This is a genomic window from Streptomyces sp. NPDC005435, assembly GCF_040703155.1.
GTDB lineage: Bacteria > Actinomycetota > Actinomycetes > Streptomycetales > Streptomycetaceae > Streptomyces.
The window spans coordinates 105,318-118,984 of sequence record NZ_JBEXEQ010000002.1 but is presented as its reverse complement, the minus strand read 5'-3'; the positions used below and the strand labels follow the sequence as shown (position 1 = coordinate 118,984).

The window sequence follows — 13,667 nt, the reverse complement described above, 5'->3', positions numbered from 1 at the left end:
TGACGTAAGGGGCGGCGGTCAACTCACCGGGTACGGCCAGGGGTTGGGCAGGCAGTGGATTCCGTCGTGATCGAGGAACTTGGTCTGCTGCTGCATGACCGGCGCGAGTTCGCCGTCCTTCTGGCAGGTGACATGGCCGTGGCCGAGACGGTGGCCGACCTCGTGGTTGATGAGCATCTGCCGGTAGGCGTGGATCTTCGCGTCGCCGTAGGTCACGCTGCCCTGCGCCCAGCGGTAGGCGTTGATCATCACGCGCTCGGTGGCCGCCGAGTCACAGGAGACGTTGTCCTCGGTGGTGTCCAGGCCCGACTTGGCGCACCAGACGGCGGTGGTGCCGGGGCTGGCGAGCGTGATCACGAAGTCCGGCTTGCCCTTCGAGACGCGCTCGAAGGTGCGGGCGCCGTCGTGGGACCAGCTGCGGTCGTCGTTGAGCGTCTTCTGCACGGCGTCGGCGAAGAGGGCGCCGTCCAGGCCGAGCCCCTGCTCCACGTCGACGCGGTAGGTCAGCTTCTGTCCGGTGCCGGGGGCCTTGGCGAAGCCGGGCACGGCCTCGAACTTCCCCGAGCCCTTGAGCTTCGCGCCCAGCGGATAGAGGCGGCCCATCTTCTGCTCGTACGTCAGCGGGACGGCGCTCGGCGCGGCCGAGGGGGCGGCCTGGGCGGCGGTGCGCGCGCCCTCGGTGCCGTCGGCGGCGGTGCGCGACTGGCCGTCCGCCCGGCCGTCGGCCACCTGTCCGGCGACGACGACCGCGAGCACGGTGGTCACGGCGGCGGCCGCGACGCCGGTGAACGTACGCCCCTTGGTGCCGTGCCGCCGCACGGGCGGCCCGAACGGCTCGGTGGGGGCGCCGGCGGGCTCGACGGGCGCGGTGACGCGCGGCGCGGCGGCGGCCGACTCCGCCTCGAAGGCGTCCAGATAGTCCTGCCGGGGTCCGCGCCCGGACCCGCCGGCCGGTGGCGCGGCAGCGGCCGGTTCGGCCCGCCGCTGCCGGGGGAACGGCCGCCGCGGACCCGGGGCCGCACCGGCCCCGTCCCGCCCGGGCGGGTGGAACACGCCCCAGCCGCCGCCCTCTTCACGCACCTCGGGGTGACCGCCGCGGGTCTGCCCGTCCCCGAACGGGGGACCGCTCCGCGCGGCCGGACCACCGGGACCGCGCCCGGCGCCCCCGGTCATGGGACCGGTGCCGTAGGACGGGGCGGAGCCATGGGCGGCACCCGCCGCCGGCGCCGCCGGACCCTGCTGCCCCGCGAAACCGTCCCACCCGTCCCGCGCGCCCGGAATCCCTCCGCCGGCCTCCGCCGCCGTGCCCTCGGCCCGCTGCGTCTGCGCAGGGGCGGCCGTGTCCCTCGGGGTCGGGCCCCGGCGGCTGTGACGTCCCACCCCTGACCTCAGCTCTCTGAATCCGAACCGGCTTCGTGTGCGCCGGAGTTCACTTCTTTCGCGGCCGATCCGCCTTGCTCGCCGAGGAGTTCACGGAATGCGGTCGCGACGACCTCCGGGTATTCCATCATCGCCACGTGCCCGGCGTCCGGGAGGGACAGCGAACGGGAATCGCGGAAGGCGCGGGCGGCCTTGGCGGCCATGCGGAAGCCTACGAGCTGGTCACGGCCGCCGTAGACCAGCAGCGTGGGCGCGAGGACACGTTCGGCCTGGCGCCACAGCCCCTGCTGACCGCCCAGGGTGTACGCGTTGACGATACCGCGCGCGGAGCGGGCCATCGCGTCCCAGAAGTACGGCAGCCGCAGCCGCCGTTCGAGCTCCTCGACCGCGTACTGGAACGCCTCGGGCGACACGCGCGCGGGGTCGCCGTAACAGAGCGCCATGACACCGCGCACCCGCTGCTCGGCCGTCCACTCGCGGGTGAGCCGGTTGAAGAGCGCGGCGATGCCCGGCACCCCGAGCAGTCCGGTGGGCGCGGCGCTGCGCTGGACGCGCAGTTCGGGCAGGGCCGGGGAGACCAGGGTGAGCGTGCGCACCAGGTCGGGGCGTACGGCGGCCACCCGCGTGGAGACGGCGCCGCCCAGGGAGTTGCCGAAGAGGTGGACCGGACCGCGTCCGGCGGCGTCGAGATAGCGGATGACGGCGCGCGCGTGCCCGGTGACGGAGTAGTCGCCGTCGTCGGGCGGCGGGGAGTCGCCGAAGCCGGGCAGATCGAGCGCCTCGCTGTCCACGACGCCGTCCAACTCGGCCATCAGCAGCGACCAGTTCTGCGAGGAACCGCCGAGCCCGTGGACGTACAGCGCGGGCGGCAGCCCCTCGCGGGCGCCGGGGCGGGAGCGGACCGAGAGCGTGACGCCCGGCAGCCCCACCGACCGCATCCGCTCGCCCTCGCCGACCCTGACGGGCGCGACCCTCGGCAGGACGCTGGCGGCCGGGAGCGACGGCGACTCGGTCGAAGACATGCGGCAATGTTACGAGACGATCACACCGCTATTCATGTGTTCGCCGTCACAGCACGCGTCCCGGCGTTCACAGGTGAGGTCCGCCGTGCGGCGGGCAGATGGCATGGCGTCCCGTCGAGGTGTCTCCTAGGCTCGTACAGCGGGAAGCCGCGCGGTGCCCGCTGCCCCCGGTGCCGCCTCGACCGACGCTCTCAGGAAGCCGACGTCCTCAGGAAGGGAGCCCGCCATGGCCTACGACCCCACCGAGCCGGACGCGATCGAGGAGCAGGAGGCCGCGGGCGGCACGGTCGCGGAGATCGGTGTCGAGGAGCCCGAGAACGACGCCGCCGAGCAGCAGGCCGGCCTCGCGGACGACCGGGACGAGCCCCTGACCGACGTGGACCCGGCCAAGGCCAACGAGGCCGATCTGATCGAACAGGCGCGCGTGGTCACCCTCGACGAGGACGACTACCGCTGACCTCACCGGATGCTCACCGGACCCCGCCGGAGCCCCGCCGGAGCCCCTCCGCGCCCGCGACCGGCGCACGGCGCCGCGTTCCGCGCCTTCCGCCCGCCGTCCGGTACGTGAAATTCTGCGCTCGCACCGCGCACACCACGATTACCGAAAAGTACGATGGCCGCGCGGCCTGTACCGCAAGAGGACGACCTTGGGAGGCGGCGTGACAGCCATCGAGCAAACAGAGGCGGCACGCCCGCGCGGCACCCGTCTGCCGCGCCGCGCCCGGCGGAACCAGCTCCTGGGCGCCGCCCAGGAGGTGTTCGTCGCGCAGGGCTATCACGCGGCGGCGATGGACGACATCGCCGAGCGCGCCGGAGTCAGCAAGCCGGTGCTCTACCAGCACTTCCCCGGCAAGCTCGACCTGTATCTGGCACTGCTCGACCAGCACTGCGAGTCCCTGATCCACGCCGTGCGCACCGCGCTGGCCTCGACGACGGACAACAAGCAGCGCGTCCGCGCGACCATGGACGCCTACTTCGCCTACATCGAGGACGACGGCGGCGCCTTCCGTCTGGTCTTCGAGTCGGACCTGACGAACGAGCCCGCCGTGCGCGAGCGCGTCGACAAGGTCACCACCGAGTGCGCCGAGGCCATCTGCGAGGTCATCGCCGAGGACACCGGCCTCTCGCGCGCGGAGTCCATGCTGCTCGCCTCCGGGCTCGGCGGACTCGCCCAGGTCGTCGCGCGCTCCTGGCTGCACAGCGACCGCAGCGTGCCGCGCGACCAGGCGGTGCAGCTGCTGGCGTCGCTGGCGTGGCGGGGCATCGCGGGCTTCCCGCTGCACGGCACCGACCACCACTGAGGCGGCCCGGACGCGCCGTGTTCGCTGTTGGCGTTCGTGCGCGCGGCGTACTCGTCCCCTCACCGGGCTAATGTGTGCAGCGTACGGCGCGGCAGATCGCGCACATCACTGACCGTCGGAGGGACATAGCCGTGGAGGTCAAGATCGGCGTGCAGCACGCGCCCCGCGAGATCGTTCTGGAGAGCGGTCAGAGCGTGGACGAGGTCGAGCGCCTGGTGGCCGAGGCGCTGGCCGGCAAGTCGGCGCTGCTGAGCCTCGTGGACGAGCGCGGCCGCAAGGTCCTGGTCCCGGCGGACCGCCTCGCGTACGTGGAGATCGGCGAGCCGACCGTCCGCAAGGTGGGCTTCGGCACGCTGTAGGACACGCGTCGGCGAAAGCCGACGAGAAGGGCCCGGTGGCTTGGCGCCACCGGGCCCTTCGTCGTACAGACACCCGAAACCGCCCACAACCGGCGCACAGGGTGATTGGAATCCGCAGGTCACGGGTAAGACGGGCTACGACCTCAAGAGCACGCCCGACCGTGGAGGTACCTCGCGATGATCCTGGAAGTGCTCGTATCGGCCGCGCTCGGGGCGGCGCTGGCCTGGGCGGCGGCGCGCCGTCTGCCGCACCGGCTGCCCTCACGCGCACTGGTGTTCGCGACGGGTCTCGCGGGAGCCCTCTTCGGTGACTTCGTCACGCACAGCGCGCTCGGCGCGGCGCCCGTTCTGGTGACGCTGCTCGGCGCGGCGGTCGTCTCGGCCGCCTCGCTGTCGCTGCTGTTGCGCCCGGCCGGGCGGCTGCGCCGACGGTCCGCGCCGGCGTAGCCGCCCGTAGGGAGAGAGCCGCAGGGGCGACGGAACGTCAGGCGGCGAGGCCGAGTGCGGCCATCCGCTTGGTGTGCGCCTCGGTGATCCGGGTGAACATCCGGCCGACCTCCGCGAGGTCGAAGCCGTCGGCCACGCCGCCGACCAGCATGGTGGAGAGCGCGTCGCGGTCCGCGACCACCCGCTGCGACTGGGACAGGGCCTCGCCCATCAGCCGCCGCGCCCACAGCGCGAGCCGTCCGCCCACGCGCGGGTCGGCGTCGATGGCGGCGCGCACCTTCTCCACGGCGAAGCCCGCGTGCCCGGTGTCGTCCAGGACGGCGAGGACCAGTTCGCGGGTGTCGGAGTCGAGGCGGGCCGCGACCTCGCGGTAGAAGTCGCTCGCGATCGAGTCGCCGACGTACGCCTTGACCAGACCCTCCAGCCAGTCCGAGGGCGCGGTCTGCCGGTGGAAGCCGTCCAGGGCGGCGACGAAGGGCTCCATCGCGGCCGTCGGCTCCTGCCCGATCTCGGTCAGCCGGTTCCGCAGCCGCTCGAAGTGGTGGAACTCGGCCGAGGCCATCTTCGCCAGCTCCGCCTTGTCCGCGAGGGTCGGCGCCAGCTTGGCGTCCTCCGCGAGGCGCTCGAACGCCGCCAGCTCGCCGTAGGCCAGCGCGCCGAGCAGGTCCACGACCGCCGCGCGGTACTGCGGGTCGGCCGCGGCCGACGCCCAGTCCTTGGCCGCGACCCCGGTGGGACCGGTGGTCTCGGCGGATTCGGCGGGAGCCGGGACCACGTTCTCAGGCTTGTCAGAGCTAGTCATGAGGCGCACAATAGCCCGCTTGTCCTGCCTCTCCACCCCCCGGCAGAGCGGTGTGACGACGACTACGTGACCAAATCGGCCATCGCGAGTGCGGCAATCCGGGGTATGGTGGTAATGCGCCTGCTGGAGCGCGTCGACGTATTCGGCGTGTCCTGCCAGGCCGCACGCATGAGGATGCCCGGTCGGTGGCCCGATCGGCTCCGACCTGACAGCCCTCCGTGGCCGTACGACCGTGTACGTACGACGACCGGAGGGAACCCTCAGCGGTACGAGCGCTAGAGCGTCGGCAGAGGTCCTCTGTCCACGGCTCGCCCCAGTGGTGGGCCCGTACGGCGGCCTACGCCCCCGGCACGGTCGATCCGGACCCCGCGCTCGCCTCGCACCGCGCACACAGAAGAGGCATTCCCCTGACTACCACGTTCCGTGATCTCGGCATTCTTCCCGAGACCGCCGAAGCCCTCGAGGCCGTCGGCATCATCAACCCCTTCCCCATCCAGGAGATGACCCTCCCCGTCGCCCTCTCGGGCTCGGACGTCATCGGCCAGGCCAAGACCGGTACGGGCAAGACCCTCGGTTTCGGCCTCCCCCTCCTCGAGCGCGTGATCGTCCCCGCCGACGTCGAGGCCGGCCGCGCCGCCCCGGAGGCACTGACCAGCGCGCCGCAGGCGCTCATCGTCGTGCCCACCCGCGAGCTGTGCACCCAGGTCACCAACGACCTGCTGACCGCCGGCAAGGTGCGCAACGTGCGCGTCCTCGCCATCTACGGCGGCCGCGCCTACGAGCCGCAGGTCGAGGCCCTCAACAAGGGCGTCGACGTGGTCGTCGGCACCCCCGGCCGGCTGCTGGACCTCGCGGGCCAGAAGAAGCTGGACCTCTCGCACGTGAAGTGCCTGGTCCTCGACGAGGCCGACGAGATGCTCGACCTGGGCTTCCTGCCCGACGTCGAGAAGATCATCAACCTGCTGCCGGCCACGCGCCAGACCATGCTGTTCTCGGCCACCATGCCGGGCGCGGTCATCGGTCTCGCCCGCCGCTACATGTCCCGCCCCACGCACATCCGCGCCACCGCGCCGGACGACGAGGGCGTCACGGTCGCGAACATCAAGCAGTTCGTCTACCGCGGTCACTCCATGGACAAGCCGGAGATGGTCGCGCGCATACTGCAGGCCGACGGCCGCGGTCTGGCGATGATCTTCTGCCGTACCAAGCGCACCGCTGCCGACATCGCCGAGCAGCTGCAGCGCCGGGGCTTCGCCTCGGGCGCGGTCCACGGCGACCTCGGCCAGGGCGCCCGCGAGCAGGCGCTGCGCGCCTTCCGCAACGGCAAGGTGGACGTGCTGGTCTGCACCGACGTGGCCGCGCGCGGCATCGACGTCGAGGGCGTCACGCACGTCATCAACTACCAGTCCCCGGAGGACGAGAAGACGTACCTGCACCGGGTCGGCCGCACCGGCCGCGCGGGCGCCAAGGGTACGGCGATCACGTTCGTCGACTGGGACGACATCCCGCGCTGGCAGCTGATCAACAAGGCGCTGGAGCTGGACTTCAACGACCCGGTGGAGACGTACTCGACGTCCCCGCACCTGTTCTCCGACCTCGGCATCCCCGAGGGCACCAAGGGCACCCTGCCGCGCTCGGAGCGCATCCGCGCCGGGCTCGACGCGGAGGTCCTGGAGGACCTGGGCGAGCCCGGTGGCCGTGCGCCGCGCGGCCGGGGCGGCCGGGGTGACCGCAACGACCGCAACGACCGCGGTGGCCGTGGCCGTGACGACCGCGGTGGCCGCGGTGAGGCCGTCGCCGCCGAGCAGGAGCGTCCGGCGCGCACCCCGCGCCGCCGCCGTCGTACGCGCAACGGTGCTCCGCTGGAGTCCGGTGCCGCGGCTCCGGCCGTCGAGACCGCCGCCACCGAGGAGGCGCCGGCGACCCGTACGCCGCGCCGCCGTCGCCGCACGCGCAACGGCGCGTCGGACGCGGCCGTGCAGCCGGTGACGACCGCCGCCGAGACCGCCGTGGACACGGCGGAGGGCCCGGCTGTCGTGAACACCCCCGTGGACACCGTCGTGGACGCCCCGGAGCAGCCGCGCCGCCGCCGTACGCGCAAGCAGGCGGAGGCCGTGGAGGCCCCCGTCGCCGAGGCGCCGGTGGCCGAGCCGGTCGTGGCCGAGCCGGTCGCGGAGACCAAGCCGCGCCGCCGCACCCGTAAGGCCGCCGAGGCGGTCGTGGACGCGGTGGAGACGGTGGAGACGCCGGTCGCGGAGCCGGTGGCCGAGGCCCCGAAGCGCCGTACGCGCAAGGCCGCCGTCGCCCCGGAGGCCGTCGAGGCCCCCGAGGCCGAGGCCCCCAAGCGCCGCACCCGCAAGGCCGCCGAGGCCGTCGTCGACACCGTCGAGGGCACCGAGGCCGAGGCCAAGCCGCGCCGCCGCACCCGTAAGGCCGCCGAGGCGGTCGTGGACGCGGTGGAGACGCCGGCCGAGGCGCCGGTGGCCGAGGCCCCGAAGCGCCGTACGCGCAAGACGGCCGCCGCCGTGGAGACCACCGACGCCCCCGAGGCCGAGGCCCCCAAGCGCCGCACGCGCAAGGCCGCCGCGACCGCCGTGGACACGGCCGAGGAGGCCGTCGAGGCCAAGCCGCGCCGGACCCGCAAGGCCGCCGCGACCGCCCCCGAGGCCGGTGACGTCGCGGAGGTCAAGCCGCGCCGCACCCGCAAGGCGACCGCCACGGCGGTCGACGGGGACGAGGCCCCCGCGCCCAAGGCGCGCCGTACCCGGAAGGCCGTGGCCGAGGCCGCGGAGATCCCGGCGCAGGCCACCGAGGAGCCGGAGGCCAAGCCGCGCCGCCGCACCCGCAAGACGACGGCGGCCACCGAGGCCTGATCCTCACCGGTCGTACGAAACGGCCCGGTCCCCTTCTGAAGGGGGCCGGGCCGTTTCGCGTACGCGGGTCAGTACTGCGTCTGCAGGTGCGCCCAGAAGCCGTCCCGCAGCGCCCGGCGCAGGTCGGCCTGGCCGCGCAGGGAGTACTGGAGCAGGTTCTCGGCCTCGACCAGCAGGTCCTGGTCGACGGAGCCGGGCAGATAGGGGTGGCCCGGGAGCAGTTCGCCGAGGCTGTCCCGGCCCCGCGAGGCCAGCCACTTGGCCGCGATCTGGGCGCCGACGAAGCGCACGTCCTCCCGCGAGGGCCGGTTCCCGGTCGCCTCGAAGGCGGCGGCGGTACGGCGCGAGACGTACGGCTTGCAGAACTCCAGGTCGAAGGTGCGCTGGCTGTCCACCTCCCACAGCAGCGGCTCGGCCTGGTTGCGGCCCTCGGGGGCCTCGATGCCCCACAGATGGACGCGGGCGCCGTAGCCCTGCGCGGCCTCGACCGCGGAGACCAGGTCCTCGTCGCCGCCGAGCAGCGCCGCGTCGCTGATGGCGCGGTGCCGGGCGAGGGATTCGAGGTCGGTGCGGATGAGGGAGTCGACGCCCTTCTGCTGGTTGTGCGCGTTGAGGTTGCCGAGGCGGACCTTGACGTCCGGCAGCTCCGCGATGGACTGCTGCTCGCCGGTGTGGATACGGCGGCGGGCGCCGTCGTACCAGTAGACGCGCAGCAGCCGGCTGTCGGCGAAGATCGAGCGGGCCTTGTCGATGAGCGCGTCGATCAGGCCCTCGGCGTCGAGGTCGAAGGCGCGCCGGTCCTCCGTACCGGCCACGAGCCGGCCCGCGGCCGCGTACAGATAGCCCGCGTCGACGAAGATCGCGTGGGTGGAGGGCGTCTTCGCCACCTCGGCGAGCATCCGCTGGAGCAGCTCGTTGGTGTGGTCGATGCGGGCGCCCAGGTCCGCCAGGTCGTCGTTCATCACGTCCATTGTCCCGGCCGTCACGCTGCGAACACAACCGGTCTCGTTCAGTCCATCAAAGCGCTGTGCCGGGCGGGTTCTTACCGTTGGGTAATTAGTCGTTCGAAAATTTTCTTTAGCGTAGGGAATGTTTGTAACACGCAGTCCGTTGTCTAGGTATGCAACACCGCGACACCACACGTCGCACCCAGTAGTTCTCCGCAGGAGGATGACCAGACGAAGGGAGAAGCCATGCGCTTCGAGATCATGCGACTCGACGAGGTGGACGGCACGACCGTGGACACCACCGTCGTGGACGCCGCCTCCGTCAATCGGATCGTGCAGCAGGCCGCCGCCATCGGGCAGCGCCTGTGGATCCGCCCGGCCGACACCACGGCCTCGTAGGGCGTACGCACGGCACTCAAGCCTTCCGGGGGAGCCGAGGCCCCGCCTCAGCTCCCCCGGATCACCTGAGTGATTCCGTTGATGATCTGCTGCACGGCGATCGCCGCGAGCATCATGCCCGCGAGCCGCGTCACGAGGACCACGCCCCCGTCCTTGATGACCTTGATGATGTGCAGCGAGTAACGCATCACCAGCCACAGCACGACATGGATGGCGAGGATCGCCGACCAGACCGACACCTGCGTGGCGACACTGCCGGCCTTCTGCACGGCCAGGATCACGGACACGATGGCTCCGGGTCCGGCGAGCAGCGGCATCCCGAGGGGCACCAGGGCGACGTTGACGTCCTTGGTCTGCTGGGGCTCGTCGGTCTTGCCGGTGAGCAGGTCCAGCGCGATCAGCAGGAGCAGCAGTCCGCCCGCGATCATCAGGGCCGGGACCGAGACGTGCAGATAGTCGAGGATCTGGTGGCCCAGCAGGCCGAAGACCGTGATGACCCCGCCCGCCACGCAGACGGCCTGGAAGGCCATCCGCTTCTGGACCTTGGCCGGGCGTCCGGCGGTCAGGGCGAGGAAGATCGGGGTGATTCCCGGGGGGTCCATGATCACGAAGAGGGTCAGGAACAGGGAGCCGAAGACGGCGAGGTCGAACATGGGGTGCCTTGTGTGCCTTGCATGACGAGCCACCACCGCGCGCGGGCGTCCGGGACCGGGCCGTGAAGAGCCCCGGCCACGGCGCTGCGCGCGGCGGACGTGCGGAATTGCTGGGGGAAGGGAAGGGCTGAGGGGGCCCGGTGGGTCAGACTCCGCCGGTGCCCGGGACGGGGAACGCGCCGGTCGCTCGGCGGATGATCTCCCCGTAGACCTCGGGGTCCGTGGTGTTCGCGCCGAGCGCGACGGTCTTGCGGCCGCCGTGGTAGTCGGAGGAGCCCGTGACCAGCAGCCCCAGCTCGCCCGCGAGGTCCCGCAGCCGGGTCCTGGCCGCCGGGTCGTGGTCGGTGTGATCGACCTCGATGCCGTCGAGACCGGCCTCGGCCAGCTTGGCGATCGCGGCCTCCGGGACCGTGCGGCCGCGCGTGACGGCGGCCGGGTGCGCGAAGACGGTCACCCCGCCCGCGTTCTTGACCAGCCGGACCGCCTCGAACGGGTCGGTCTCGTGCTTGGGGACGTACGCCCGGCCGCCGTCGGCCAGCCACTCGGGCGTGAACGCGTCGCTCACCGTGGCGACGACACCCAGCTCGACCAGCGCGGACGCGATGTGCGGCCGGCCCACCGAGCCTCCGGCGGCGATCCGCTCCACCTGCTCCCAGGTCACCGGCACGCCGAGGGCGGCCAGCTTGGCGACCATCGCCTGGGCGCGGGGCACCCGGTCGTCGCGGACCAGCTCGCGCTCGGCGAGCAGGGCGGGCTCCTCGGGGTCGAAGAGGTACGCCAGCAGATGCATCGAGACGCCGTCGGTACGGCAGGACAGCTCGGCGCCGGGGACGAGGGTGAGCCCCTCGGGCAGCGCGGCGGTCGCCTCGGCGTAGCCGCGGGTGGTGTCGTGGTCGGTCAGCGCGACGACGTCGAGCCCGGCGCGGGCCGCGTTGCGCACCAGTTCGGCCGGGGTGTCCGTACCGTCCGAGGCCGTGGAGTGGCAGTGCAGGTCGATGCGCACGGCGACTCCAGACGATGACGGGGGTGGAGGGAACACCTAAGGATAGCCGCGCGCACCCGATGCCCTGTCACACCCGCACGGGCCGGGCGCCCCCTACAGTGTGCGGGGACCACATGGGCCCGCTCCACATGTGGCGCCGCCCTATGTGGGGTCCTATGGGGTCCTTATCTGGGGTCCTTCAGGGCCGCATCAGCCGGGGCGACAGCGCCCCGCACGGCACCAGGTCGATCTCCGCGCCCGCGTCCCTCAGGTCGGTGAGCACCAGCTCCTCGTACATCAGCAGGCTCGACTGCTCGGGCCACATCACCGCCCACAGCCACATCCCGAGCGCCTCGCCCGCGAAGGCGGCGCGGTCGGTGGGGGTGCCGGAGACATGCCAGAGCGGGGTCGGGCGGCCTGCGGCGAGCACCTTGGTCTGCGGCGGCTTCTCCACGTTCAGATACGAGCCGGGGTCGGGGCCCTCCAGGCCGGCGTACCGCGCGCCGAGTCCCACACCCAGTTCCTCGGCGACGAGGATCAGCTCGCCGGGGCCGCCGAGCGGTCCTGGACCCGAGCAGGCGACGGCGCTCGCGCGGCCCCCGCCCCGGTCGTCACCGGCGTAGGCGATGCCGGTGAACAGCCAGCCGACCGGCAGCGGCCACGGCATCCACACCGGGACGTGCGTGCGCTGGACGACGGCGGTGAGCGCCTCGACACTCGGCGGGATCACGGGCTGGAGCGGCTGCACCGACCCGTGCGCGGCACACTGCCACGAGTCGGCGAAGAGACCGGGAGCCCTGACCCGGCCACCACACCTCGGGCAACTGGGTTCGCCCCTCATAGAGCCCCACGGTCCTACCCCCACCGCCCCACGTCAAGGACGATCACCCATCCGGCGGCCCCCGACGCCGACCGCCGCACGGCACCCGGCATCGCGGCTTGGCGGCCCCACACACCCACCACCACACGGCGCCCGGCATCACACCCTGACGGCCCCACACGCCCACCGCCGCACGGCCCGGCATCGCGGCTTGGCGGGCCCGCCGCACCCACTGCCGCACAGGGCCCGCCATCACACCCTGCCGGCCCGCCGCGACCCCTCCCACGAAGGGCATCGCACCCGGCGGCCAGCGGCCACCGCTGCCGCGAAGGCCCCGGCAGCACGCCCGGCGGGCGCCGCCACCGCTTCCACGGAAGGGGCCGCGACCGTCGCACCCCGCCCGCCACCGACGGCCCGGCCGGGATGACGGCCCAGCGCCCGGGACGGAGTGGCGGGCCGAGGACGCAGGTCGGAGGTGGCGGACCGAAGGACCGGGCCGGAGGCGGCCGAGGACCCGGGCCGCCGCAGACAGCCCCGTGCCCGGGCGACGCCCGGGGGGCCCGGCCCGCACCCCGAAGACCCGGGTCGGGGTGACCGCCGACGGCCAGGGCGGGGTGGGGCGGCCAACGGCCGGATCGGCGTGGCCGCCGAGGGGCCGGGGCGGGGCAGTCGCCAAGGCCCGAGGCGGCGCGGCGGCCAACGGCCCGAGGCGGAGCAGCCACCGACGGCCGGGGCCGGGCGGCCCGGGTCCCCGCCGACAGCCCCGTGCCCGGGCGGTACCCCGAGGGGACCCGGTCCGTACGACTGCGGCCCGTGCGGGTCAACTCCAGTGCGGCTCCGGCAGCTTGGTGAGGTTGCTCACCCCGGCGCTCAGTCCAGCGGAACGCCCGCGCGCAGCGGGTCGCGGAGGTCCGTGCCGTGGGTCAGCCAGCGTTCCTGGAGGGCCTGTGCGCCGTGGACGCGTTTCCAGGCGGCCTCGTTGGGGGTCATGGGGAGCAGCGGCAGGAACCGTACGGGGTCGAGCGGGGCGTCGAGGTCCAGGTCCTCCACCAGGCCGCCCGGCTCGCCGACCAGGACGGAGGTGAAGGGCGCGCCGGGCCACAGCGGCTCGCCGACGTCCAGGGAGGCACCGGGGGCGATGACCACGCCCTCGACCTGCGGGGACGCGGCGAGCACGGCGAGCGGCCTGAGCACCTGGTCGGTGCCGGCGCGCCCCGCGCGGACGGTGAGGACCAGCTCGGCGCGCGGCCCCTTAATGGGGTCGGCCACCATCGCCGTGGGGTCGGTCATGGGGTGCGCGGACATACCGAGGCTGGCGTAGCGGACGAGGTCTCCCTCCACGAAGCGGAGCACCTCGACGCGGTCGGCGCCGAGGAAGGTGACCGAGGCGCGCGCGTCCGGTTCGCCCAGGGCGGTGGTCAACCGGGCCTCGACCAGAGGAAGAACATCAACCATGCCGTGAGCATAGAACTCGTCACCGGGAGGCAAAGCCGCGCCTTGACACCACAGGCGGCTGCTACGCTGAGCCGGTGGTTCGGGGCCGCGTGCAGAAGCACGCTGTCGAGTCCCGACGCCGATGAGACTCCCTTACGAGGGACCGGCCGGAGGAGGTGGGGCTGTCATGGATCGAAGTCGACCGTGCAGTACCACTCGCTCTTCCGGCCGTTGATGTCATTCCTGGC

General features: G+C 73.2%; 14 protein-coding genes. 6 read left to right on the top strand and 8 right to left on the bottom strand.

Annotation, left to right across the window (positions count from 1 at the left end; all coding sequences use genetic code 11):
* Positions 1–18 precede the first annotated feature (18 nt).
* Positions 19–1,173, bottom strand: a complete 1,155-nt coding sequence (locus AB0898_RS03595) for a DUF3152 domain-containing protein (protein ID WP_407078286.1) — start codon at positions 1,171–1,173, stop codon at positions 19–21.
* A gap of 215 nt (positions 1,174–1,388) precedes the next feature.
* The gene (locus AB0898_RS03590) at positions 1,389–2,402 is read right to left on the bottom strand and encodes an alpha/beta hydrolase (protein WP_366801153.1); all 1,014 of its coding nucleotides are present in this window, start codon (positions 2,400–2,402) and stop codon (positions 1,389–1,391) included.
* 226 nt (positions 2,403–2,628) lie between these two features.
* Between AB0898_RS03590 and AB0898_RS03585 the strand changes: the two genes are divergently transcribed.
* The 4 genes from AB0898_RS03585 (at position 2,629) to AB0898_RS03570 (ending at position 4,509) form a co-directional block, all read left to right on the top strand.
* Positions 2,629–2,859 carry a hypothetical protein gene (locus tag AB0898_RS03585; protein WP_366801152.1) on the top strand — a complete coding sequence of 77 codons (231 nt, stop codon included), beginning with the start codon at positions 2,629–2,631 and terminating at the stop codon, positions 2,857–2,859.
* Positions 2,860–3,061: 202 nt separating this feature from the next.
* A complete protein-coding gene (locus tag AB0898_RS03580) occupies positions 3,062–3,703 on the top strand; it encodes a TetR/AcrR family transcriptional regulator (RefSeq protein WP_018544357.1) in 642 nt (213 codons plus the stop codon).
* Between the two features lie 131 nt (positions 3,704–3,834).
* Complete coding sequence (locus AB0898_RS03575) at positions 3,835–4,062, top strand: DUF3107 domain-containing protein (RefSeq protein WP_366801151.1); 228 nt, start codon at positions 3,835–3,837, stop codon at positions 4,060–4,062.
* 177 nt (positions 4,063–4,239) lie between these two features.
* Complete coding sequence (locus AB0898_RS03570) at positions 4,240–4,509, top strand: hypothetical protein (RefSeq protein ID WP_366801150.1); 270 nt, start codon at positions 4,240–4,242, stop codon at positions 4,507–4,509.
* Positions 4,510–4,546: 37 nt separating this feature from the next.
* On the opposite strand, the gene AB0898_RS03565 is transcribed toward AB0898_RS03570, so the two are convergent.
* Positions 4,547–5,311, bottom strand: a complete 765-nt coding sequence (locus AB0898_RS03565; protein WP_366801149.1) for a ferritin-like domain-containing protein — start codon at positions 5,309–5,311, stop codon at positions 4,547–4,549.
* Between the two features lie 500 nt (positions 5,312–5,811).
* On the opposite strand from AB0898_RS03565, the gene AB0898_RS03560 reads away from it, so the two are divergent.
* Complete coding sequence (locus tag AB0898_RS03560) at positions 5,812–8,184, top strand: DEAD/DEAH box helicase (RefSeq protein WP_366801148.1); 2,373 nt, start codon at positions 5,812–5,814, stop codon at positions 8,182–8,184.
* Positions 8,185–8,252: 68 nt separating this feature from the next.
* Here AB0898_RS03560 and AB0898_RS03555 read toward each other — a convergent pair whose 3' ends face one another.
* Positions 8,253–9,146 (bottom strand): NYN domain-containing protein, encoded by an 894-nt coding sequence (locus tag AB0898_RS03555; RefSeq protein ID WP_366801147.1) that lies wholly within the window; start codon positions 9,144–9,146, stop codon positions 8,253–8,255.
* Between the two features lie 231 nt (positions 9,147–9,377).
* Here AB0898_RS03555 and AB0898_RS03550 point away from each other — a divergent pair, with 231 nt between their 5' ends.
* Positions 9,378–9,530 carry a hypothetical protein gene (locus tag AB0898_RS03550; RefSeq protein WP_018544351.1) on the top strand — a complete coding sequence of 51 codons (153 nt, stop codon included), beginning with the start codon at positions 9,378–9,380 and terminating at the stop codon, positions 9,528–9,530.
* A 47-nt stretch (positions 9,531–9,577) separates the two neighbouring features.
* Here the strand turns inward: AB0898_RS03550 and AB0898_RS03545 are convergent, their stop codons facing one another.
* The 4 genes from AB0898_RS03545 to AB0898_RS03530 all read right to left on the bottom strand — a co-directional run bounded on the left by AB0898_RS03545 (position 9,578) and on the right by AB0898_RS03530 (position 13,440).
* Positions 9,578–10,183 carry a MarC family protein gene (locus AB0898_RS03545; protein ID WP_366801146.1) on the bottom strand — a complete coding sequence of 202 codons (606 nt, stop codon included), beginning with the start codon at positions 10,181–10,183 and terminating at the stop codon, positions 9,578–9,580.
* A 145-nt stretch (positions 10,184–10,328) separates the two neighbouring features.
* Positions 10,329–11,186, bottom strand: a complete 858-nt coding sequence (locus AB0898_RS03540; protein WP_366801145.1) for a PHP domain-containing protein — start codon at positions 11,184–11,186, stop codon at positions 10,329–10,331.
* Positions 11,187–11,364: 178 nt separating this feature from the next.
* Positions 11,365–12,006, bottom strand: coding sequence for a DUF6758 family protein (locus AB0898_RS03535; protein ID WP_366801144.1), 642 nt, complete (start codon positions 12,004–12,006; stop codon positions 11,365–11,367).
* 849 nt (positions 12,007–12,855) lie between these two features.
* Positions 12,856–13,440 carry a suppressor of fused domain protein gene (locus AB0898_RS03530; RefSeq protein WP_366801143.1) on the bottom strand — a complete coding sequence of 195 codons (585 nt, stop codon included), beginning with the start codon at positions 13,438–13,440 and terminating at the stop codon, positions 12,856–12,858.
* Positions 13,441–13,667: the final 227 nt, after the last annotated feature.